Raw genomic sequence first — 19,359 nt, forward strand, 5'->3', positions numbered from 1 at the left:
CATATGCAGCACGGTACATCTCTCGGGACATCCCGCCTGCAACCTTCTGTCGCGTCAGGCCGCCTCGTGCATCAGGATCGCCGCTTCCGACGCGCTCAGGTTGCGCCGCGCGAACCCGCCATAGGTCTGCGGCTCGAATTCCAGCGTCGGATTGTACTCCAGAAGCCGCTTGCGATCGTCCTCGTCCAGCGCCTGAAGCGAGGCCGAGGCGGGATGAAAGCTCTCGGTCTGCACCCCGTTGGCCCACAGCACCTGATGGCGCGGCAACAGCAGATGCACATAGGTCACCTCCCGCGCCGCAAGGTCGATGGCGATGTTGCCGCCGTTGATCAGGTCCTTGGCCGACACCAGAACCTCGGGCGTGTTGTAGAGCGTCTGCGCGATCTCGCCCTCGACCAGCATCCGGTGCTCGGGGCTGACCAGCAGTTCCTCGTCCGGCCGCTCGACGCCCAGCGCGCCCGCGCGAATGCGCACCGGCCGCAGATGCGGCATCGCAAAGAGCCGCGCCCCGGTCATCCGGCGGCTGCCGATCCACTGGATTTCCTCCGCGCCGTTGTCCTTGGTCTGCACATAGTCGCCCTCGCGCAACTCCTCGATCAACCGTGGCCCGTCCGGCGTCTCGATCCGGGTGCCCGGCGTGAAACAGATCACCCCGCCGCTTTCCACGTCCGTCGTCTGGCTGCGATGCGCGCCCAGCGCCTGATGCACCACCCACATCTCGGTATTTCTCGGCGGAATGTCGTCAAGGAACATCAGCAGTGGCGGCGCACCATGCCCCACGTCGATCACCGTGATGGTATAGCTTCGAACTCCGTTGGTCACCACGAATCCGCTGTCCATCAGCGGCTCGCGCACCTCCACCTCGTCCAGTTGCGTCGTGCCCGTGCGCGCGGCCTTCACCAGCCGCCGCACCAGCTTGGCCGCGCATTTGCGGCTCATTGCGTCCCGTTCCGTCCGCTCCAGGCGCAGAACTTCGTTAGGCCCGTCCACCCGCACCAGATCCCCGCGCCAGGACCATGCGGCCCCCACGTTCAGAGACTGGACAGGAGCGGCGTCCAAACCGTCCACTTCCGTCTGCGACCAGGATATGACGAACGCGCCCCGAAAGGTCGTTCCCATTGCCTGTATGCCTGCCTTTTGTAGTCTTTTTTAGTCTTTTTGTGCCGGCAACCTAACAGGCGCGAATCACTGTGGGAAGAAATTTCAAGGGGTTACGTTCAGAAATTGAGGCGCAGTCGCACGGAGCCCACAAGCTGGCCTTCCTTCTGCGCCTCGAATTCCTCGCCCAGCCAGGTCAGGCCATAGAACACCGTGCCACCCCGTTTGCCCTGCCAGTTGACGCCCGTGCGCACCCTTGTCCGCGCATCTGTCAGCTGAATGCCCCGGTCGCGGTTCAACAGTTCGCTGCTGTCCACATAGGCCACGTCCGCGCCGAAGACAAAGCTCGCGCCGGGCGCCTCGCTGCCCTGCACCGCGACATACCGCTGGCCGGTCACCGGGTCGCGCACCAGCAGGCCATCGCGCCCGCGCTGGCCGATCGTCATGTCAAATCCCACCCGCGCCAGCGTCTCGAACCCCCAGCGCCCTTCGACAAAGGGCCGAAGCTCGGCGTTGCCACCAAGGTCGAAGCTGCGGCCTGCTTCCATCACCAGTTCGGGGTTCACGTCATTGCCGACCTGGTTGCGGCGCACCCGGCCGGAAATGTTCCGCCCGCCCAGGTAGTCGTGAAGAAACTTCTGCAAATCGTCGAGGCCGGTCTGCGGCCCGGTCACCACCACGTCCACGCCCACGACATAGTCCATCGCACCTCGGGCGAAATGCGTGTGCAGCCCCAGCGACAGCGCGCCGCCAAAGGGCCGGTCGCCCGGCGCGGGCCTGTTCAGATTTTGGGGCGACACGATCCGCCCGTTGAAGCGCAGCTCCAGCACCTCGCCAAATCCCTGCGGCAGACGCCCGTCCCAGCCCCGCCCCCAGATCCGGCTGGTCGAGACCGAGCCGGTCTGCCAACGGTCGTGCAGGTCGCCGAAAATGTCGTTGGTCGCCAGCCAGCCATAGCCGATCCGCTCGCGCGGGGTGGCGTCGGCGGACTGACCCGTCGCCAGCACGGCAAAAGCGGCAAAAAACGCTGCAAGGAGGCGCGTCATGTCGATCGTCCCATTCCCTTCGCCCCCCGGGCTCTGAAGGGGTACACCGAAAGCGCCGCGCGGAGCCATTGTCGATCTCCCGAATTTCCGCACCGTGGGCTTCACGCAACAATTCCGCCACCCGTCCCGGGCCTGACCCGGGACCTCACGGTTGCAGGAGATCCCGGATCCAGTCCGGGATGAAGTCCGGTCCCGTATCACCGCACGATCATCCGCTGACCGAACGGCGAACTTCGGCAATCGCCGAAAGAGGACGTTGCGGCGACCCCGGGAAGACCCGGGACCAGATCCATGCTACCCTCCACCCCGACACCTACCGCAAAGGCCCCTCGCGCATGACCAACGCTGCCCCCCTTTCCGACGCCGCCCGCGCGGCGGTCCTCTCCGCCCCCCGTTTCGACGAAGGCGTCCATCATCGCGCCCGCGTCGGCTTTGTCCTCATCCCAAACGAACAGACCACCGAGCACGAGATGCTTCGCCACCTTCCCCCCGGCGTCGGCGCCTTCTTCGCCCGCGCTTCGATGCCGCGCGAAATCTCCACCGACAGCCTCGCGCAGGTTCGCGAAACCCTCGCCACCGCCGCCGCCCGCATCCTGCCCGACGATGGCCTCGACGTGATCTCCTTCGCCTGTACTTCGGGCACCGTCGCCGTGGGCGAGGCTGAAACCTGCGCCGAACTGGCCAGGGGCGCTCCGGGCGCGCACGCCACGTCACTCGCCGGGTCCGTCCGCAAGGCGCTCGGGGCCTTGGGGCTGCGCCGCATCGTCTTGGGCAGCCCCTACACTTCCGACCTCAACGACACCGTCGCCCGCTTCCTCGCGCGGTCCGGCATCGAGGTCCTCGCCGCCCACGGCATGGGCCTCCACTACGACACCGAAATGATCCGCGTCGCGCCCGATTACATCTTCGACTTCGCCTGCGCCATCGACCGCCCCGAGGCCGACGCCGTCCTGATCAGTTGCGGCGCGTTGCGCAGCATCGAGGTGGTCGACCGGCTCGAACAGCGCTTGGGCAAGCCGGTGATCTGTTCGAACCAGGCGATGCTCTGGGACGTGTTGCGCCTCGCCGGGATAGAGGACCGCCTGACCGGTCTCGGGCAGCTTCTGCGCGACCACTAGCGCACGCCCGGTTAACCACGGTCAGTCGCGAAAATCGCACCGTTGGCGTACCGCTGAAATACCGACACGATACCGACGTTCCGTTTTCCCGGGCGATCGGCGCTATTAACCTTCGAGTCGCCGCACCCAGAATTGCAGCGGGTGATCGGTCTCTTGCGGCTGGTCGATATCCTTCCAGCGATAGGTCGCCACGGCCCCCTCGACCGGGGCATATCCCCGCTTGCGCCAGAACCCGTCCAGAGGTCGGTAACCCTCTGGTCTCAAAGGATGATCTTTCGGGCGCACCACGCCGCAAAAGGCGACGTAGTCGCGGCCGAGCGCCCTTGCATGGGCTTCCCGCGCATCGAAGAACGCATGCCCCAGTCCGCGGCCGCGGTACTCGGGCAGCAAAACGCTCTCGGCACAATAAAATATATCTTCCATTTCAATATCTTGACCGGAAAACGCCGCCCCGAAATCCTCGGCGTGGTCCTCCATCGGCGTCCCCGTCGAGGCCCCCACCAGCCGGTCCCCGTCGAACGCCGCCACCATTATCGCGTCCTCGCTCTGCCGATAAGGCTCCAGATAGGCCCGCTCGTAGGCGGCATTGCCATCGTAAAGGTATGGAAAATCACGAAAAACCGTGATCCGCAGCTGCGCCACCTCGTCCAGCGCCGCCGCAAGCCCCTCGCCCGTCAGCCGCTCGACCCGCATCAGGCGCTGACCTGCCGCGTCCAGTCCGCAAGGTTGTAATAGGTCACGACCCGCGTGATCTTGTTGTTTTCCAAAGAGAAAAACGACCCCGCCGGCAGCTTGTAGGTTTGTCCCTTTGCCTCCGGAAGCCCTTCGTCTGTCGCCAGGTAAGTCCCGTTAACCACAAACTCCGCCGCGCCTCGCGTGCCGTCTTCGGCCTCGAAAATCACCATGTTATCAAGGTGTTCCTTGTAGCACCGGCTCATGTGCTCGCAGAACGCCGCAAACGCCGCCTTGCCCGTCCGCACCTGCCCTTCGTTCACGTGGTGCGCCACGTCCTCGCTCAGGCACTCCAGCATCCCGTCCACGTCGCCTTTGTTGAACGCTTGGAAATACGCGTCGATTACATTTTTTGCAGTCATGTCAAATCCTTGGGGTTTCCCCACCTTTTCTTCAGATGCTCCACGATCTGGTCGCGCGTCTGGCGATAGGCGTTCAGCTTCGCCTCCCGCGTCTCCCCCAGCCCGGTCGGGTCCATGATCGGCCAATAAACGACGTCGAGATGGAAAACCCGTGTCAGATCAAGGGCTTTGCGCTGGCTCGCCGGGCTGAGCGCGACCACAAGGTCAAACGAGGACAGATCATCTCCCCATTGCTCCATCTCGTCGAAGCTGCGCGTGCGGTGGCGTGCCAGCTCAACGCCGATCTCGTCGCAGACGGCGATCGAGAACCCGTCGATGTCCATGTCCCCCATCACGCCCGCCGATTGGACGTAAGTGTCTGCGCCATATAACTTTTTCATGATTCCCTCGGCCATCGGAGACCGAACCGCATTATGATCGCAGCAAAACAGAACGGACTGAGGAAGCTCCTCGACCATTCGCGTCAGCTCCCGAAATGCAGCACGCAGATCAGCGTGAACAGGCGCCGCGCGGTATCGTTGTCCACCTTCGCCTTGCCCTCCAGCCGCTCCTCAAGCACCCGGGCGCCCTCGTTGTGAATGCCCCGGCGGGCCATGTCGATGGTTTCGATCTGGCTCGGCGGCATGTTCTTCACTGCGTCGAAATAGCTTTCGCAGATCGCCCAGTAATCCTTGACCACCTGTCTAAAGGGCGACAAAGAAAGGTGAAATTCCGCTGCGGGCGCATCATCCTCGGTGCGAATGTCGAACACCAGCCGCTTCTCGCGGATCGACAACCCAACGCGGTAAGGCCCATCTGGCGCAACCCGGTCGTCGCGGATGGGCAGGCTGAACGAGTTCTCCTCGATCAGATCGAACATCGCCACTTTCCGCTCCTGCTCGATCTCGGGCGTGGGCGGCGGCAGGTTGGCATCATCCAACTCTATATGACAGATACGGCTCATGGGTCTTCTCTTCGGCAGTCTCGATCCTGCCTACCCCACCCCCGGGAACGAGCAATGCAGCCGAACGTCCTGTCATGGCGTTTTTGCGACGATGTGACCCGCAAGGCCCGATCAGCCAGCCGGCTAGCCTTCGTTCAGCTTGTCCAGCCGTGCCCGTACGCTCAACCCGTGCGCCTCGAGGCTCTCGGACTGCGCGAGCGTCTCCGCCGCCGGTCCGATCGCCTTCAGTGCTCCGGGCGTCATCCGCGCCATGGTGGTTTTTTTCATGAAATCCAGCACGTTGAGCCCACTGGAAAAACGTGCGGAGCGTGCCGTGGGTAGAACGTGATTCGGTCCGCCGACGTAGTCGCCGATCGCTTCCGGAGTCCAGGCGCCAAGGAACATCGCGCCCGCATGCGTGATCTTGTCGGCCAAAATTTCGGCCTCGGCCACGCATAACTCGAGGTGTTCCGGCGCGATCCGGTTGGCCAGCGTCGCGGCCTCGTCCATGTCTTCGACCACGATCACCGCGCCGAAATCGCGCCAGCTTGCCCCGGCAATCGCCCGACGTTCCAGTGTTTCCAGCCGCGACGCTATCGCCGCCTCCACCGCGTCAGCAAAGGCGACATCATCGGTGATCAACAGGGCCTGCGCGCTCTCGTCGTGCTCCGCCTGGCTCAGCATGTCCAGCGCGATCCAGTCCGGCTCGTTGTCGCGGTCGGCGATCACCAATATCTCCGACGGCCCGGCGATCATGTCGATACCCACCCTGCCGAAAACCCGCCGCTTGGCCGCCGCGACATAGGCGTTGCCCGGTCCGGTGATCTTGTCGACCGGCGCGATGGTTTCGGTGCCATAGGCCAGCGCCGCAATTGCCTGCGCCCCGCCCATGCGGTAGATCTCGTCCACCCCGGCGATCTGTGCTGCGGCCAGGACGGCGGGATTTGCCACACCATCCGGCGTCGGCACCACGATGGCCAGCCGCTTTACCCCTGCCACCTTGGCCGGGATCGCGTTCATGAGCACCGAAGACGGATAGGACGCAAGCCCGCCGGGGACGTAAAGGCCCGCCGCGCTGACCGCCGACCAGCGCCAGCCCAGCGTTGCGCCGCATTCGTCCTGCCAAGAGGCATCCTCTGGCAGTTGCCGTTCGTGATAAGCCCGGATGCGCGCGGCCGCCAGTTCCAACGCCGCCATCTCGTCCCGTGGGACATCTGCCACCAGTGTCGCGATTTCCTGTGGCGAAAACCGCAGCCGGTCCGGCGTCAGTTCCTGCCTGTCGAACTTTGCGGTCAGTTCGATCAGCGCCGCGTCGCCCCGCGCCCGCACATCTGCGATGATGCGCGCCACGGTTTTGTCCACGTCGGGGCTGTCTTCACGTTTGGCGTTCAGCAGCGCGGTGAACCGCGCCTCGAAATCTTCGTCCTTGGTGGTCAGTCGCACCGGCATGGGCATCCTCCTGTCGCCGCGCAGACTTAGACCGACGCCTGCCGCGCCTCAAGCCCCTGCGCCACCACCGCCAATTCGGTGTTACCGCACAAGGCTCGCCGTATAGTCGGCTAGGATACGCAGGCCCGACGGCGTGGCATCCGCGATCAGCGGCCGGGCAAACCCGATGGCCCCCTCGCAGTAAAGGCCGGGATCCTCCTCGTCCGACCAAAGATAGGCCTGCATCGCGGGCGTCGTCTCGCCTTCCGCCTCGCGCCAGCCCTGCAGGAAGATCCGCCAGTCCGCTTCAGACGGTTTTTCAAAACTCTCCGGCATGTCCCGTCCCGCCGCCATCGCCGCGAACTGCGCGGTCAGCCAGCGGCCATGCAGGTCCGGTTCTATCCGGCTCAGCTCGACACGGTCCAGCCTGCCCAGCCCGCCCTTGGCGACGCGAATACACAGATCCGGCGCATCGGTCAGGCCCTTGAGAAGCGCCAGCTGCGCCCGCTGGATCTCCATCAGGGGTCGCGCCCCGCATTGCGGACATGCATGGCGTTATCGGCCCGCAATTCGGCCACGAAGGCATCGCTTTCGGCCATCAGTTCGGGGTCGAGGTCGTGCCGAGCCACATCGGTATCCAGCGCGATCTCCTCGATCTCCTCGACATGCTCGGCATAGTCTTCGGGAAAGCCGGCTTCGATGGCGTCGTAAAGGCCGGGGAACGAGCGTTTTCGGATCTCCTCCATCAGATTGCCGTCATCCACCAGGTCCCGGTGCGCGGCCTCGCCGATGGTGAGCGACTGCATGACGAAATAAATCAGAACGACACCCAGCGGAACGGCGATGATGACGAAGCGCGCGATGTTCATGCCCGCCGGCCCCGCCTCTGGACGCGCAGCCTCATGCGTCGTGGTCCGGCGCCTTGCCGGACGGTGCGCGATAGGGGCGCGTGACATCGCGCAGCGTGACTTCCAGCGCCTCGATCCGGGCCCGCAAGGCGCCGTCACCTGCCAGAGTCAGCGTCACATAGCCTGCCACGTCCTCGGCGGCGTCGGGCTCGAACCCGACCGAAAGCACCGACAGGACCACATCGGGATCACTGCGATCCAACCCTTGGCTGGAGACGCCCTCGACATTGTCGATCACCAGAAGCGAGCGCACCCGCTCGGCTCCGTGCCGCGCCCGCGCGCCGTCCTCCCAGCGGAACCGGTTGATCAGCAGCGCCAGTCGGCGCTCGCGGGGGCGCCAGGCCATATCCTGCAAGGTAAAGACAGCGTCCTGTACCAGGCTCGACACCACGTCGAGATCCTCTGCATCGAAGGCGCCCAGGTTTAGCGGCGCCTCGCGCCCATCTTCGAAACGCGCGTCTTCGGTCATTCGCCCTGCACCCGTTCTATTTTTGCGCCGACATTGCCCAGCTTTTCCTCGACCCGCTCATAGCCGCGGTCAAGGTGATAGACGCGGTTGACCAGCGTCTCGCCTTCGGCGGCCAGGCCCGCCAGGATCAGCGAGACGCTCGCCCGCAGATCGGTCGCCATGACCGGCGCGCCCTTGAGCCGTTCGACGCCGGTCACGGTTGCGGTGCCGCCATGAACGTCGATCCGCGCGCCCATCCGCATCAGTTCCGGGGCGTGCATGAAACGGTTCTCGAAAATCTTCTCTTCCAGAACGCTGGTGCCCTCGGCTGTGCACATCAGCGCCATCATCTGCGCCTGCAAGTCGGTCGGAAAGCCCGGAAACGGCTCGGTCACCACGTCGACGGCGCGTACGCGCCCATTCTTCCGGGTGACCTTCAGGCCGGCATCGGTCTCTTCGACGGAAACACCGGCGGCGTCGAGCCTCTCGCAAAACGCCTCGACAAGGTCGATCCGCCCGCCGAGGCACTCCACCTCGCCGCCGCAGATCGCGGGGGCCAGCATGAACGTGCCCAACTCGATCCGGTCGGTCACGACCGGATGGGTCGCGCCATTCAGCCGCTCGACCCCTGGATGGTGATCTCGCTCGTGCCTTCGCCCTCGATCTGCGCGCCCATCTTGCGCAGGCATTGCGCCAGATCGACGATCTCGGGCTCGCGCGCCGCGTTTTTCAGGACCGTGGTGCCCTTAGCCAGCGTGGCCGCCATCAGCGCATTTTCCGTCGCCCCAACCGACACCAACGCAAAGTCCACCGTGCCGCCCTTCAGGCCCCCGGGCGCCTTGGCATGCACATAGCCTTCCTTCAGCTCAAGCTCCGCGCCCATCGCCTCCAGCGCCTTGAGGTGCAGGTCCACGGGACGCGCCCCGATGGCGCATCCGCCCGGAAGTGACACCACCGCGTGACCGTCCCGCGCCAGCATCGGGCCCAGCACCAGTATCGAGGCCCGCATTTTGCGCACGATGTCATAGTCGGCCACGTGACTGTCGAGGTCATGGCTCGACATCGCCAGGACTTGGCCATCCTGCAGCGTCGTCACTTCGGCGCCTAGCGATTGCAGCAACGCGGTCATCGTCTTGATGTCCGACAGGCGCGGCGCGTTGGTCAGTGTCAGGGGCTCCTCGCTCAAAAGCGTGGCCGGCATCAGCGTCAGGCACGCGTTCTTGGCCCCGGCAATCGGGATTTGCCCTTCAAGCGGGCCATTGCCCGTCACGAGTATCGAATCCATGCGCCCTATCCGCCCTTTTTCTTGCCTTGACCTGCCTCTTGCCCCTCCTGTCCCGCTGCCTTGTCGCGTGCCTGGGCCTTGCGGCGCGCCAGGTTCGCCTTCAACGCCACCTTCAGCCGATCCTCTCGGCTCTGCTTGGGTTTGGCGCCTGATTTGGGCGGGGGGTTCGTGCTCATGCCGCCTGTCTACAGCAGTCGCCAAAAAGCGTCCAGATTACGCTTGCACGAATGCACGGAACGGTCTAATCACCCCGCCACGAACCGGCGCTGCTGTAGCTCAGTGGTAGAGCGCACCCTTGGTAAGGGTGAGGTCGGGAGTTCAATCCTCCCCAGCAGCACCATGATCACCGACGAGGTGATCATCCCGGTCTTGCTCCATTCAGCACCAAAACAGGCTCTCTTGCGGCGCGCGCCTCTTCAATGCATCGCGGTTTTCTGCATATCCGGGGGCACGTTAGGTTGGCGCATCGTGATCACCCCCGGCAATTTGATGCTTAGCAGTCCCGAAACCACCCTTTCACCCGGCAATCGCCCACTCTATAAGAGCGAACGGTTTCCGGTGGTCGAGTCGGGGACCAGGAAACTATTAACCATAGGACGCAGGCACCCATGTCCATCTTTGACAAAATCCCCGGGCTCTTCACCGCCGACATGGCGATCGATCTCGGCACGGCCAATACGCTGGTCTACGTCAAGGGGCGGGGCGTCATTCTGTCGGAGCCGTCCGTGGTGGCCTATCACGTCAAGGACGGCGTCAAGAAGGTGCTGGCCGTGGGCGAGGACGCCAAGCTGATGCTGGGCCGCACGCCAGGGTCCATCGAGGCGATCCGCCCGATGCGCGAAGGCGTCATCGCCGATTTCGACACCGCCGAGGCGATGATCAAGCATTTTATCCGCAAGGTGCACAAGCGCTCGACCTTCTCCAAGCCCAAGATCATCGTCTGCGTCCCCCACGGCGCGACACCCGTTGAAAAACGCGCGATCCGCCAGTCCGTGCTCAGTGCCGGCGCGCGGCGCGCAGGCCTGGTGGCCGAGCCAATCGCGGCGGCCATCGGTGCGGGGATGCCGATCACCGACCCCACGGGCAACATGGTCGTCGATATCGGCGGCGGCACCACCGAGGTTGCCGTCCTCAGCTTGGGCGACATCGTCTATGCCCGCTCGATCCGCGTAGGCGGTGACCGTATGGACGAGGCGATCATCAACTACCTGCGCCGGCAGCAGAACCTTCTGGTGGGTGAATCCACCGCCGAGCGCATCAAAACCTCCATCGGCACGGCCCGCATGCCCGACGACGGGCGCGGCAGTTCCATGCAGATCCGCGGCCGGGACCTGCTCAATGGCGTGCCCAAGGAAACCGAGATCAGCCAGGCGCAGGTGGCCGAGGCGCTGGCCGAACCCGTCCAGCAGATCTGCGAGGCGGTGATGACGGCGCTGGAAGCCACCCCGCCGGACCTTGCCGCCGACATCGTCGACCGTGGCGTAATGCTTACCGGCGGCGGCGCGCTCCTGGGCGACCTCGACCTCGCACTGCGCGAACAGACCGGGCTGGCGGTCTCCATTGCCGATGACAGCCTCAACTGCGTGGCGCTCGGCACCGGCAAGGCGCTGGAATTCGAAAAACAGCTGCGCCACGCCATCGACTACGACAGCTGAGGCGCCCGCTCTTTGAGGTTATGGCACACGGTGATATCTGTGGTGTGGCAACACCGCCAAGGCCATTTGCAATCCGGGGACGCCATTGGCCCGAGACAGAGGACAAAGCAGTGACTACACCGGACCTCTGAAGCGTCTGCTTCTGGGGATTCTGGTGGTGTGCCTTATCGGTCTGTTCCTGCTGTGGCGCATCGACAGCCCGCGCGTGGAACGGTTTCGCGCCCAGGTGATCGACCGGGTTGTGCCCAGCTTCGACTGGGCGATGGCACCGGTCACTGGCGCGGTCAACATTCTGCGCGATTTCCAGAGCTATCAGCGCATCTACCAGCAAAACCAGGAACTGCGCCGCGAATTGCAGCAGATGAAGGCGTGGAAAGAGGCCGCGCTGCAACTGGAACAGGAGAACGCACGTCTGCTCGACCTCAATAACGTGCAACTCGACCCCCGACTGACCTTTGTCACCGGCGTCGTGCTGGCCGACAGCGGCTCGCCTTTCCGCCAGTCCGTGCTGATCAATGTTGGCGCTCGTGACGGTATCGTCGACGGCTGGGCCACGATGGACGGGCTGGGGCTTGTGGGCCGCATTTCGGGCGTTGGCGACAATACCGCACGTGTGATCCTGCTGACCGACACCTCCAGCCGCATACCCGTCACGATCCAGCCTTCGGGCCAGCAGGCACTGCTGATCGGCGACAACACCGCCTCGCCGCCGATCGACTTCATCGAGGATGCCGACAAGGTGCGCCCGGGCGATCGCGTCCTGACCTCGGGCGATGGCGAGGTATTTCCGGCCGGCCTGCTGGTGGGGCAGATGGCCGAGGACCCGGGTGGACGGATGCGCGTCCGGCTGGCCGCCGACTACGAACGGCTGGAATTCCTGCGCGTGCTGCGCAATTACGGGCATGAGCGCGTACTGGACCCAGGCGGTCTCATTCAGCCGTCCGTGCCGGTCGTGCAGGGTGCTGATCCCGATCCGGAACCGCAACTGCCCGCCGAAGCACAGACCAGCGAGGCTACCGATGGGTGACAACGCCGCGCTGCAAATGTGGACGATGCGCCTGCTTTATCTGGGGCTCGCGCTTTTCGTAATGTTCTTCAGCCTGCTGCCGCTTCAAACCCTGCCGCGCGGCTGGGCCGGGCCGGACCTGATCGTTGCGCTGACGTTTGCGTGGATCCTGCGGCGACCTGAATACGTTCCGCCTCTTCTAGTGGCCGGGGTGATCCTGCTGGGCGACCTGATGTTCCACCGCCCGCCCGGTCTCTGGGCCGCGCTGGTGCTGATCGCGGCCGAGGCGCTGCGGGCCCGGCATATCGGGCTGCGTGACCTCACCTTTGCAGTGGAATGGGTCTCGGTCGCAACCACGCTGGTGGTCATGACGCTGGCCTACCGCACCATTCTTGCCGTGCTGCTGGTCGATCAGGCGCCGCTCGGCCTCAGTTTCATCCAGCTTCTGATGACGATGATTTGTTATCCGCTGGTCGTGCTGGTCTCGCAATCTCTCTTCGGGGTGCGTAAACTGGCGCCCGGCGATATCGACGCACTCGGAGGCCGGACATGAAGCGCCCCACCCGCGACAATACCGAAAGCCAGCGCAAGATCACCCGGCGCGGCCTTCTGCTGGGGGGCGGCATGGCGGGATTCGTGGGCCTTCTGGGTCTGCGCATGCGCTACCTGCAAGTCGACCAAGCCGACCAGTTCCGTCTTCTGGCCGACGAGAACCGCATCAACATCCACCTGATCCCGCCGTCCCGTGGCCGTATCTTCGACCGCGAGGGGCGTGTGATTGCCGAGAACATTCCTTCGTATCGGATCAACATCATCCGCGAACAGGCCGGCGACCTCGAGGACCTGATCGCCCGCCTGTCCAAGCTCGTGCGGCTGAACCCCGAGGAACTTGAAAAGGCCCGCGAAGATCTGGCCAAGTTGCGCGGTGACACGCCGGTGACCGTAGCCGATCGCGTCAGCTGGGAGGATATCAGCCGCGTCGCCGTCAACGCCCCCGCCCTGCCCGGCGTCACCCCCGAGGTGGGCCTGTCGCGGCACTATCCGATGGGCGAGGATTACGCGCATGTCGTGGGATATGTCGGCCCGGTCAGCGACCGCGACCTGGAACGCATCGATGCGCCCGACGCGCTGCTTCTGATCCCGCGCTTCCAGATCGGCAAGATCGGCCTGGAACGCCGGCGCGAGGACACGCTGCGCGGCAAGGCCGGCACCAAGCGGGTCGAGGTCAATGCCGCGGGCCGCGTCATGCGCGAACTGGACCGGGTCGAAGGCGAGGCAGGCACGGACATTCAACTGACACTGGATAACGCGCTGCAATCCTATGTCACCGCCCGGCTGGAAGGCGAAAGCGCCGCCGCCGTGGTCATGGATTGCGAGACCGGCGACCTGCTGGCCTGTTCCTCGACGCCGGGCTACGACCCCAACCTCTTCGTGCGCGGGATTTCGCAAGCCGATTATTCCGCGCTTCTCGACAACAAGTACCGCCCGCTGCCCAACAAGACGGTGCAGGGTGTGTATCCGCCCGGCTCGACATTCAAGATGATCACGGCGCTGGCCGCGCTCGAGGACGGACAGGTCGATCCGAACGAGACAGTTTACTGTCCGGGCTTCCTCAAGGTCTCGAACCGTCGCTTCCACTGCTGGAAGCGCGCGGGTCACGGCAATGTCGACCTGCACCGCTCGCTGCGCGAAAGTTGCGACGTCTACTATTATGACCTCGCCCTTCGTGTCGGCATCGACAAGATGGCCGAGATGGCTCGCAAACTGGGCCTAGGCGTTGAACACGACCTGCCGATGACCTCCGTAGCCGAAGGCCTGATCCCGAACAAGCTGTGGAAGGCGACGTCTCGCGGCGAGGACTGGCGCATCGGCGACACGGCCAACGCTGCCATCGGCCAGGGCTACGTGCTCAGCTCGCCCCTGCAACTGGCCGTCATGACGGCGCGGCTGGCCACGGGCCGCTCTGTTTCGCCGCGTCTCGTCCGCTCGGTCGACGGCGTCGAGGAACCGCCCAAACCCAGCGAGTCCCTCGGCCTGAACGAGAACATCCTGCGCGAAATCCGCAGCGCTATGTACGCCGTATCCAACAACCGGCGCGGCACGGCCTATGGCAGCCGCATCATCGAAGGCGCGTTCCGCATGGCCGGCAAGACCGGCACCAGCCAGGTTCGCAACATCACCGCCGCCGAACGCGCCCGCGGCGTGTTTCGCAACGAGGACCTGCCGTGGGAGCGCCGCGACCATGCGCTCTACGTCAATTTCGCGCCTTACGAGACGCCGAAGGTCGCCGTGGCGGTAATCGTCGAGCACGGCGGCGGCGGCTCTGCCACGGCGGCGCCGATTGCCCGCGACATCACCCTGCAGGCCCTCTACGGTGAGGACCCCCGCTCGAGGCGTATCCGTCCAAGGACAGGGGCCGCATCAAGACGCAGCAGGAACAACTGCGCTCGCGGCTGGACCGTCGCCACGGCGAAGACAGCGACCGGGCATGAAGGGTGCGGCATGAGCTATCTTGAATATACCGTCAAGCATACGCCCTCTGGCCTGCGCAAGGTGCTCTACCTCAACTGGCCGCTGGCGCTCTTGCTGACGGCAGTCGCCGCCATCGGAATCCTGATGCTCTACTCGGTGGCCGGCGGATCGTTCAATCCCTGGGCGGAACCGCAGGCGAAACGCTATGCGCTCGGGTTTGCCGCCATGTTCTTCGTGGCGATGGTGCCGATCTGGTTCTGGCGCAACATGTCGGTGCTGGCCTACACGGTGTCCGTCCTGCTGCTGGTGGCGGTGGAACTGGTCGGCGTCGAGGGGAAGGGTGCGCAGCGCTGGATCGACCTGGGGTTCATGCGCCTGCAACCGTCCGAGCTGATGAAGGTCACGCTGGTCATGTTTCTGGCGGCCTATTACGACTGGCTGCCGCTGAAAAAGACCTCGCGCCCGCTTTGGGTTCTGCTGCCCGTCGCACTGATCCTGATCCCCGTCGCGTTGGTCCTGCGCCAGCCCGATCTCGGCACGTCGATCCTGCTGATCACCGGCGGCGGGCTGATCATGTTCCTCGCGGGCGTGCACTGGGCGTATTTCGCAGCCGTCATTGCCGGTATCGGCGGACTGATCACGGCAGTCTTCAAAAGTCGCGGCACCGACTGGCAGTTGCTGGCCGACTATCAGTACCGGCGCATCGACACCTTTCTCGACCCGTCGTCCGATCCGCTGGGCGCCGGCTATCATATCACCCAGTCCAAGATCGCGCTCGGGTCCGGCGGCTGGACAGGGCGCGGCTTCATGCAGGGCACGCAATCGCGTTTGAACTTCCTGCCCGAGAAACATACCGACTTCATCTTCACTACCCTCGCCGAAGAGTTCGGTTTCGTCGGGGCAATCTCGCTGCTCGTGCTTTACGCGCTCATCGTCGTATTCTGCGTCACCTCGGCGCTTGCGAACCGCGACCGTTTCTCGTCTCTCATGACGCTTGGGGTCGCCGTGACCTTCTTCCTGTTTTTTGCAGTCAACATGTCGATGGTGATGGGCCTTGCGCCGGTCGTCGGCGTGCCGCTGCCACTGGTCAGCTACGGCGGCTCGGCCATGCTCATCCTGATGCTGGGTTTCGGCCTAGTGCAAAGCGCCCACATTCATCGTCCCCGATAGGTCTTATGCCCCTGAACATACTTTTCGCCGCCCGCCCCGAGCGTTGGACGGAGTACGAAGCCCCCCTGCACAAGGCGCTGTCCGACGCAGGTATTGATGGCTACACGCTGTCGATGGACCTGCCCGCCGATCAGGTGGACTACATCATTTACGCGCCGAACTCGCCCTTGCAGGACTTCACGCCCTACACCCGCGCGAAGGCGGTGCTCAATCTTTGGGCCGGGGTCGAAGGAATCGTTCGCAACGAAACCCTGACGCAACCGCTGACCCGCATGGTCGATGACGGGCTGGAACGCGGGATGGTGGAGTGGGTCACCGGCCACGTGTTGCGTCACCACCTGGGCACCGATGCACATGTGCTTGGCCAGGACGGTACATGGCGCCACGAAGTGCCCCCGCTGGCGAAGGACCGCCCTGTAACGATTCTCGGTCTCGGCGCTCTTGGAGGGGCCTGCGCCGAGGCGCTGGTGTATCTGGGTTTCCCCGTCACGGGCTGGTCGCGCAGCCGGAAGAACATCGCCGGGATCGCGTGCCTTTCAGGCGACGCGGGACTGCCCCAAGCCCTCTGCACCGCGCAGATACTGGTGCTGTTGCTGCCAGATACGCCACAGACCGAGAACGTGATCGATGCCGATGCGCTTGCGCGAATGCCTGCAGGCGCATGTCTTATCAATCCCGGCCGCGGCCCGCTGATCGACGACGACGCCCTGCTCGCGGCGCTCGACGACGGCCATATCGGTCACGCCACGCTTGATGTCTTCCGCACGGAGCCCCTGCCGCCAGAACATCCCTACTGGGGCCATCCCAAGGTGACGGTCACGCCGCATATCGCCTCGGAAACCCGGCCCGACACGGCAGCGCAGGTGATCGCCGAGAACATTCGGCGCGGCGAAGCGGGCGAAGATCTGCTGCATCTTGTCGATCGTGATCTGGGGTACTGACCACGCCTGAGAGTACGGTGTCCCCCTTGGCCGCGGGGACGGAATTTTCAAGAAATTCCGGGGCCGTTTTCTTTTAAAGAAAACGCCTCGCTCACCTAAGCTTCGGCGGCTCGTCGGGGTCGGTTCCCGGCGCCGCGCGTTGTGTCTCTTCTGCCTTGGGCAGATCGAAGCGCAAACCCACCAACGCCATCCGCGCCGCCGCCGCGTCCGTCCCGCGGAAGAACCCCACATCCAGCAACCCGGCCTCCAGCCCCGACAGCGCCAGCACTTCCGACACGGCCCGCGCTATCGCCGGCTCCGCCCCCGGCACTGCGTCCACGACGCCAAGCAGATGTCCCCTCGTGTCGTTGTCATAGGTCACGCCCACGAGATACGCGAGTTCCGCCAGCCCGCCCATCGCCGCCAGGCGCGCGTCAATCGCCGCCACCAATGTTTCGGGCAGACCCCTGGGCGGGTGGAACGACGCCGGCTGTGCTTCGACTTCTTCGGGTCCCTCGGCCAGCGTCTCGACCAGCCAGACCATCGCCGCATTGGGCAAGAGCGCCGCCTGAGGTCCCGACTCCAGGTTCAGGCCCAGCCCGAGGTCCGCCTCGGCCAGCATGTCGGCCACCGCCCGGCCCGACAGCGCCACGTAATGCGCCTTGGCCCCGGCAAAAGCCGCCAGCCGCTCCTCGGTGTCAAAGGCCAGCACAAAGGTCTGGCCCTCCACCTCGAAGGCTTGCGGGACCACGTCGTCGTCCTCGGCCTCCGCCTCGAGCAACAAGAACAATTCCGCCGCCGCCAGCGTCTGGTAATACCGCAGCCGCTCGGCCTCGCCGCCCGCTTCCATCGCAGCGTGGGCCCGATCCAGGTGTGTCTCGTCAGTCATCCAATGCGCGTCTCACCTCCTGCCGCAAGGCGGGCAGCACCTCTGCCTCGAACCACGGGTGCTTCTTCAACCATCCGCTATTGCGCCAGGACGGATGCGGCAAGGGAAAAACCTCCGGCGCATGGTCGCGCCAGTTGCGCACCGTCTGCGTCACCGGCCCCTTCGTGCCTAAGTGATAGCGATGCGAATAACTGCCCACGATCACCTTCAGCCGCACCTCGCCCAGTGCTGCCATCACCCGGTCATGCCATGTCTGCCCGCAAATCTTGGGTGGTGGCAGGTCGGCCCCCTTTGCGTCATATCCCGGAAAGCAGAACGCCATCGGAATCACCGCCACGCGGCGCTTGTCATAGAACTCTTCGGCCGTCATGCCCAGCCAGTCACGCAGCCGGTCGCCGGACGGATCGTCAAAGGGTTTGCCAGACTGGTGGACCCGGATCCCCGGCGCCTGACCCGCGATCAGGATGCGGGCGCCGGGCCGGAACCACACCACCGGGCGCGGTGCATGAGCAGTCTTTGTCGCGGCAAAACGATCGGCGCAGATCCGGCAGGTCTCGATCTTCCGGACAATATCGTCAGGCAAGCGTCACCCCGGCGTCGCGCATCCCGTTCAACGCCGCCTCGAGCGACCCGTCAAGATCGATCCCCCGGCAAAGGTCGCGCAGCACGGTCACCGGATACCCCAGCCGCGCCGCATCGACGGCTGAATAGTTCACGCAGAAATCCGTGGCCAGTCCGACCATCACCAGTTCGGTGATGCCCCGGCTGCGCAGGTATCCGTGCAGGCCGGTCGGCGTCTCGTGGTCGTTTTCATAAAATGCCGAGTAGCTGTCGATCGCCGGATTGTACCCCTTGCGAACGATCATGTCGGCCAGGTCCGTTTCCAGGTCAGGATGAAACTCGGCCCCCGGCGAGCCCTGAACACAGTGATCCGGCCACAGGACCTGCGGGCCATAGGGCATCTCGGTCATCTCGAACGGTTCCTTGCCCTCGTGGCTCGATGCGAAGGAAGAATGGCCCGCCGGGTGCCAGTCCTGCGTCAGGACGACCGCGCCCGCCTCCTTCATCATCGTATTGATCCCGGCCACGATCCGGTCGGCGCCGTCTACGGCCAGTGCGCCGCCGGGGCAGAAATCGTTCTGCACGTCGATCACGATCAGGGCCTTGGGCATGAGTCTCTCCTGTTGCCAATGCGAGGCGGACCCTGAAGCAGCAGCAAGCAATGGTCAACGCCCCGGTTTTTCTGTGCGGAATTGCAGAGAACGCCTGCGAACCTTTCTGTTTCTTTCATTCCCAAACCGATTATCTGTAACGTCAAAGGAGACCTGACCATGACCAAAGACCTCAACATCGCCACCATCAGCGGCTCGCTTCGCAAGGGCAGCCTTAGCACCTCCGTCGCCGACTCCCTGCAGGAGCTTGTTCCCGACGGCGTGACCGTCACCCGTCACGACATCGCGGACATCCCGCTTTACAACGAGGACATCAAGGACGGCGACACCTCTCCCCTGCCGGTCCGCGACCTGGCCGAGAAATTGGCCGCCGCCGATGCCATCGTCGTGGTGTCGCCGGAATACAACCGCGGCACCTCGGGCGTTCTGAAGAACGTGATCGACTGGATGTCGAAAGAGCCGAACGCGCCTTTTTCCGGCAAGCCCACTCTGATCATCACCCAGTCGCCCGGCGCCACGGCGGGCCTGACGGCCCATTACAATCTGCGCCAGGTGCTGTCTGTCATAAATGCCGACGTGCAATCGGGCTTTGAGATCGCCATTGGCGGCGCGGCCGGCAAGATCGAAAACGGCAAGCTGACCGACGACAACACGCGTGAGTTCATCGCCAAGCAGCTGAAGCGTCTGGCCAAGACCGCAGCGGGCTGACCGCCCGGGTCTTGCTGAAA

Annotated in this window: 21 protein-coding genes, 1 tRNA gene and 2 pseudogenes; 9 read left to right on the plus strand and 15 right to left on the minus strand. The window is 64.6% G+C overall.

Annotation, left to right across the window (positions count from 1 at the left end; all coding sequences use genetic code 11):
- Positions 1–54 precede the first annotated feature (54 nt).
- Positions 55–1,119 (minus strand): Hint domain-containing protein, encoded by a 1,065-nt coding sequence (locus tag ACSQ76_RS18395; RefSeq protein WP_306130801.1) that lies wholly within the window; start codon positions 1,117–1,119, stop codon positions 55–57.
- A gap of 98 nt (positions 1,120–1,217) precedes the next feature.
- The gene (locus tag ACSQ76_RS18400) at positions 1,218–2,144 is read right to left on the minus strand and encodes a lipid A-modifier LpxR family protein (RefSeq protein WP_437157689.1); all 927 of its coding nucleotides are present in this window, start codon (positions 2,142–2,144) and stop codon (positions 1,218–1,220) included.
- Between the two features lie 335 nt (positions 2,145–2,479).
- Here ACSQ76_RS18400 and ACSQ76_RS18405 point away from each other — a divergent pair, with 335 nt between their 5' ends.
- The gene (locus tag ACSQ76_RS18405; protein ID WP_437157690.1) at positions 2,480–3,262 is read left to right on the plus strand and encodes a maleate cis-trans isomerase family protein; all 783 of its coding nucleotides are present in this window, start codon (positions 2,480–2,482) and stop codon (positions 3,260–3,262) included.
- Positions 3,263–3,367: 105 nt separating this feature from the next.
- On the opposite strand, the gene ACSQ76_RS18410 is transcribed toward ACSQ76_RS18405, so the two are convergent.
- The 10 genes and pseudogenes from ACSQ76_RS18410 to ACSQ76_RS18455 all read right to left on the minus strand — a co-directional run bounded on the left by ACSQ76_RS18410 (position 3,368) and on the right by ACSQ76_RS18455 (position 9,523).
- Positions 3,368–3,955 carry a GNAT family N-acetyltransferase gene (locus ACSQ76_RS18410; protein ID WP_437157691.1) on the minus strand — a complete coding sequence of 196 codons (588 nt, stop codon included), beginning with the start codon at positions 3,953–3,955 and terminating at the stop codon, positions 3,368–3,370.
- Positions 3,955–4,356 carry a ketosteroid isomerase-related protein gene (locus tag ACSQ76_RS18415; protein WP_306130797.1) on the minus strand — a complete coding sequence of 134 codons (402 nt, stop codon included), beginning with the start codon at positions 4,354–4,356 and terminating at the stop codon, positions 3,955–3,957. Before ACSQ76_RS18415 ends, ACSQ76_RS18410 begins: the two co-directional genes overlap by 1 nt.
- Positions 4,353–4,814: a low molecular weight phosphatase family protein gene (locus ACSQ76_RS18420; protein WP_437157692.1), complete on the minus strand. Its 462-nt coding sequence runs from the start codon at positions 4,812–4,814 to the stop codon at positions 4,353–4,355. The genes ACSQ76_RS18415 and ACSQ76_RS18420 overlap by 4 nt, the downstream gene beginning before the upstream one ends.
- 5 nt (positions 4,815–4,819) lie before the next feature.
- Positions 4,820–5,299: a UPF0262 family protein gene (locus ACSQ76_RS18425; protein ID WP_152475813.1), complete on the minus strand. Its 480-nt coding sequence runs from the start codon at positions 5,297–5,299 to the stop codon at positions 4,820–4,822.
- 123 nt (positions 5,300–5,422) lie between these two features.
- Complete coding sequence (gene hisD, locus ACSQ76_RS18430) at positions 5,423–6,727, minus strand: histidinol dehydrogenase (RefSeq protein WP_437157693.1); 1,305 nt, start codon at positions 6,725–6,727, stop codon at positions 5,423–5,425.
- An 81-nt stretch (positions 6,728–6,808) separates the two neighbouring features.
- Positions 6,809–7,225 (minus strand): hypothetical protein, encoded by a 417-nt coding sequence (locus ACSQ76_RS18435; RefSeq protein ID WP_437157694.1) that lies wholly within the window; start codon positions 7,223–7,225, stop codon positions 6,809–6,811.
- Positions 7,225–7,575 (minus strand): hypothetical protein, encoded by a 351-nt coding sequence (locus tag ACSQ76_RS18440; RefSeq protein WP_437157695.1) that lies wholly within the window; start codon positions 7,573–7,575, stop codon positions 7,225–7,227. The genes ACSQ76_RS18435 and ACSQ76_RS18440 overlap by 1 nt, the downstream gene beginning before the upstream one ends.
- A gap of 31 nt (positions 7,576–7,606) precedes the next feature.
- Positions 7,607–8,083: a DUF2948 family protein gene (locus ACSQ76_RS18445; protein WP_437157696.1), complete on the minus strand. Its 477-nt coding sequence runs from the start codon at positions 8,081–8,083 to the stop codon at positions 7,607–7,609.
- Positions 8,080–9,347, minus strand: a pseudogene (gene murA / locus ACSQ76_RS18450) (UDP-N-acetylglucosamine 1-carboxyvinyltransferase). The gene ACSQ76_RS18445 and the pseudogene murA overlap by 4 nt, the downstream one beginning before the upstream one ends.
- Before the next feature lie 5 nt (positions 9,348–9,352).
- Positions 9,353–9,523: a hypothetical protein gene (locus ACSQ76_RS18455; protein ID WP_437157697.1), complete on the minus strand. Its 171-nt coding sequence runs from the start codon at positions 9,521–9,523 to the stop codon at positions 9,353–9,355.
- 89 nt (positions 9,524–9,612) lie between these two features.
- On the opposite strand from ACSQ76_RS18455, the gene ACSQ76_RS18460 reads away from it, so the two are divergent.
- The 7 genes and pseudogenes from ACSQ76_RS18460 (at position 9,613) to ACSQ76_RS18490 (ending at position 16,591) form a co-directional block, all read left to right on the plus strand.
- Positions 9,613–9,687: transfer RNA gene (locus ACSQ76_RS18460), tRNA-Thr, on the plus strand.
- A gap of 268 nt (positions 9,688–9,955) precedes the next feature.
- The gene (locus tag ACSQ76_RS18465) at positions 9,956–11,002 is read left to right on the plus strand and encodes a rod shape-determining protein (protein WP_057792035.1); all 1,047 of its coding nucleotides are present in this window, start codon (positions 9,956–9,958) and stop codon (positions 11,000–11,002) included.
- 85 nt (positions 11,003–11,087) lie between these two features.
- Entirely contained in the window at positions 11,088–12,029 is a 942-nt protein-coding gene (gene mreC, locus ACSQ76_RS18470) for a rod shape-determining protein MreC (protein ID WP_437157698.1), read from the plus strand.
- Entirely contained in the window at positions 12,022–12,561 is a 540-nt protein-coding gene (locus ACSQ76_RS18475; protein WP_306130789.1) for a rod shape-determining protein MreD, read from the plus strand. The genes mreC and ACSQ76_RS18475 overlap by 8 nt, the downstream gene beginning before the upstream one ends.
- Positions 12,558–14,500: pseudogene (gene mrdA / locus ACSQ76_RS18480) on the plus strand (penicillin-binding protein 2). Before ACSQ76_RS18475 ends, mrdA begins: the two are co-directional and overlap by 4 nt.
- Positions 14,501–14,510: 10 nt before the next feature.
- Positions 14,511–15,650, plus strand: coding sequence for a rod shape-determining protein RodA (gene rodA, locus ACSQ76_RS18485; RefSeq protein WP_437157699.1), 1,140 nt, complete (start codon positions 14,511–14,513; stop codon positions 15,648–15,650).
- A gap of 5 nt (positions 15,651–15,655) precedes the next feature.
- On the plus strand, positions 15,656–16,591 hold the full coding sequence (locus ACSQ76_RS18490; protein WP_437157700.1) for a 2-hydroxyacid dehydrogenase: 936 nt from the start codon (positions 15,656–15,658) through the stop codon (positions 16,589–16,591).
- A 91-nt stretch (positions 16,592–16,682) separates the two neighbouring features.
- On the opposite strand, the gene ACSQ76_RS18495 is transcribed toward ACSQ76_RS18490, so the two are convergent.
- From ACSQ76_RS18495 to pncA, 3 genes are read right to left on the minus strand one after another with little or no spacing between them, the layout of a single operon-like run.
- Positions 16,683–17,459, minus strand: coding sequence for an SseB family protein (locus ACSQ76_RS18495; protein WP_437157701.1), 777 nt, complete (start codon positions 17,457–17,459; stop codon positions 16,683–16,685).
- Positions 17,452–18,042 (minus strand): uracil-DNA glycosylase family protein, encoded by a 591-nt coding sequence (locus ACSQ76_RS18500; protein WP_437157702.1) that lies wholly within the window; start codon positions 18,040–18,042, stop codon positions 17,452–17,454. The genes ACSQ76_RS18495 and ACSQ76_RS18500 overlap by 8 nt, the downstream gene beginning before the upstream one ends.
- On the minus strand, positions 18,035–18,631 hold the full coding sequence (gene pncA, locus ACSQ76_RS18505; protein ID WP_437157703.1) for a bifunctional nicotinamidase/pyrazinamidase: 597 nt from the start codon (positions 18,629–18,631) through the stop codon (positions 18,035–18,037). The genes ACSQ76_RS18500 and pncA overlap by 8 nt, the downstream gene beginning before the upstream one ends.
- Positions 18,632–18,790: 159 nt before the next feature.
- On the opposite strand from pncA, the gene ACSQ76_RS18510 reads away from it, so the two are divergent.
- Positions 18,791–19,339 (plus strand): NADPH-dependent FMN reductase, encoded by a 549-nt coding sequence (locus tag ACSQ76_RS18510; RefSeq protein ID WP_437157704.1) that lies wholly within the window; start codon positions 18,791–18,793, stop codon positions 19,337–19,339.
- Positions 19,340–19,359 lie beyond the last annotated feature (20 nt).

It is taken from the genome of Roseovarius sp. B08 (assembly GCF_051417955.1).
Classification (GTDB): domain Bacteria; phylum Pseudomonadota; class Alphaproteobacteria; order Rhodobacterales; family Rhodobacteraceae; genus Roseovarius.

Bases quoted from the DNA above. Each gene is read 5' to 3' on its own strand.
- ACSQ76_RS18445 (WP_437157696.1), bottom strand. From the start codon at position 8,083: ATGACCGAAGACGCGCGTTTCGAAGATGGGCGCGAGGCGCCGCTAAAC.
- ACSQ76_RS18435 (WP_437157694.1), bottom strand. From the start codon at position 7,225: ATGGAGATCCAGCGGGCGCAGCTGGCGCTTCTCAAGGGCCTGACCGAT.
- hisD (WP_437157693.1), bottom strand. From the start codon at position 6,727: ATGCCGGTGCGACTGACCACCAAGGACGAAGATTTCGAGGCGCGGTTC.
- ACSQ76_RS18510 (WP_437157704.1), top strand. From the start codon at position 18,791: ATGACCAAAGACCTCAACATCGCCACCATCAGCGGCTCGCTTCGCAAG.
- ACSQ76_RS18440 (WP_437157695.1), bottom strand. From the start codon at position 7,575: ATGAACATCGCGCGCTTCGTCATCATCGCCGTTCCGCTGGGTGTCGTT.
- ACSQ76_RS18400 (WP_437157689.1), bottom strand. From the start codon at position 2,144: ATGACGCGCCTCCTTGCAGCGTTTTTTGCCGCTTTTGCCGTGCTGGCG.
- ACSQ76_RS18455 (WP_437157697.1), bottom strand. From the start codon at position 9,523: ATGAGCACGAACCCCCCGCCCAAATCAGGCGCCAAACCCAAGCAGAGC.
- ACSQ76_RS18405 (WP_437157690.1), top strand. From the start codon at position 2,480: ATGACCAACGCTGCCCCCCTTTCCGACGCCGCCCGCGCGGCGGTCCTC.
- ACSQ76_RS18425 (WP_152475813.1), bottom strand. From the start codon at position 5,299: ATGAGCCGTATCTGTCATATAGAGTTGGATGATGCCAACCTGCCGCCG.
- ACSQ76_RS18415 (WP_306130797.1), bottom strand. From the start codon at position 4,356: ATGACTGCAAAAAATGTAATCGACGCGTATTTCCAAGCGTTCAACAAA.
- pncA (WP_437157703.1), bottom strand. From the start codon at position 18,631: ATGCCCAAGGCCCTGATCGTGATCGACGTGCAGAACGATTTCTGCCCC.
- ACSQ76_RS18465 (WP_057792035.1), top strand. From the start codon at position 9,956: ATGTCCATCTTTGACAAAATCCCCGGGCTCTTCACCGCCGACATGGCG.
- ACSQ76_RS18420 (WP_437157692.1), bottom strand. From the start codon at position 4,814: ATGGTCGAGGAGCTTCCTCAGTCCGTTCTGTTTTGCTGCGATCATAAT.
- ACSQ76_RS18475 (WP_306130789.1), top strand. From the start codon at position 12,022: ATGGGTGACAACGCCGCGCTGCAAATGTGGACGATGCGCCTGCTTTAT.
- ACSQ76_RS18490 (WP_437157700.1), top strand. From the start codon at position 15,656: ATGCCCCTGAACATACTTTTCGCCGCCCGCCCCGAGCGTTGGACGGAG.
- ACSQ76_RS18410 (WP_437157691.1), bottom strand. From the start codon at position 3,955: ATGCGGGTCGAGCGGCTGACGGGCGAGGGGCTTGCGGCGGCGCTGGAC.
- ACSQ76_RS18495 (WP_437157701.1), bottom strand. From the start codon at position 17,459: ATGACTGACGAGACACACCTGGATCGGGCCCACGCTGCGATGGAAGCG.
- rodA (WP_437157699.1), top strand. From the start codon at position 14,511: ATGAGCTATCTTGAATATACCGTCAAGCATACGCCCTCTGGCCTGCGC.
- ACSQ76_RS18395 (WP_306130801.1), bottom strand. From the start codon at position 1,119: ATGGGAACGACCTTTCGGGGCGCGTTCGTCATATCCTGGTCGCAGACG.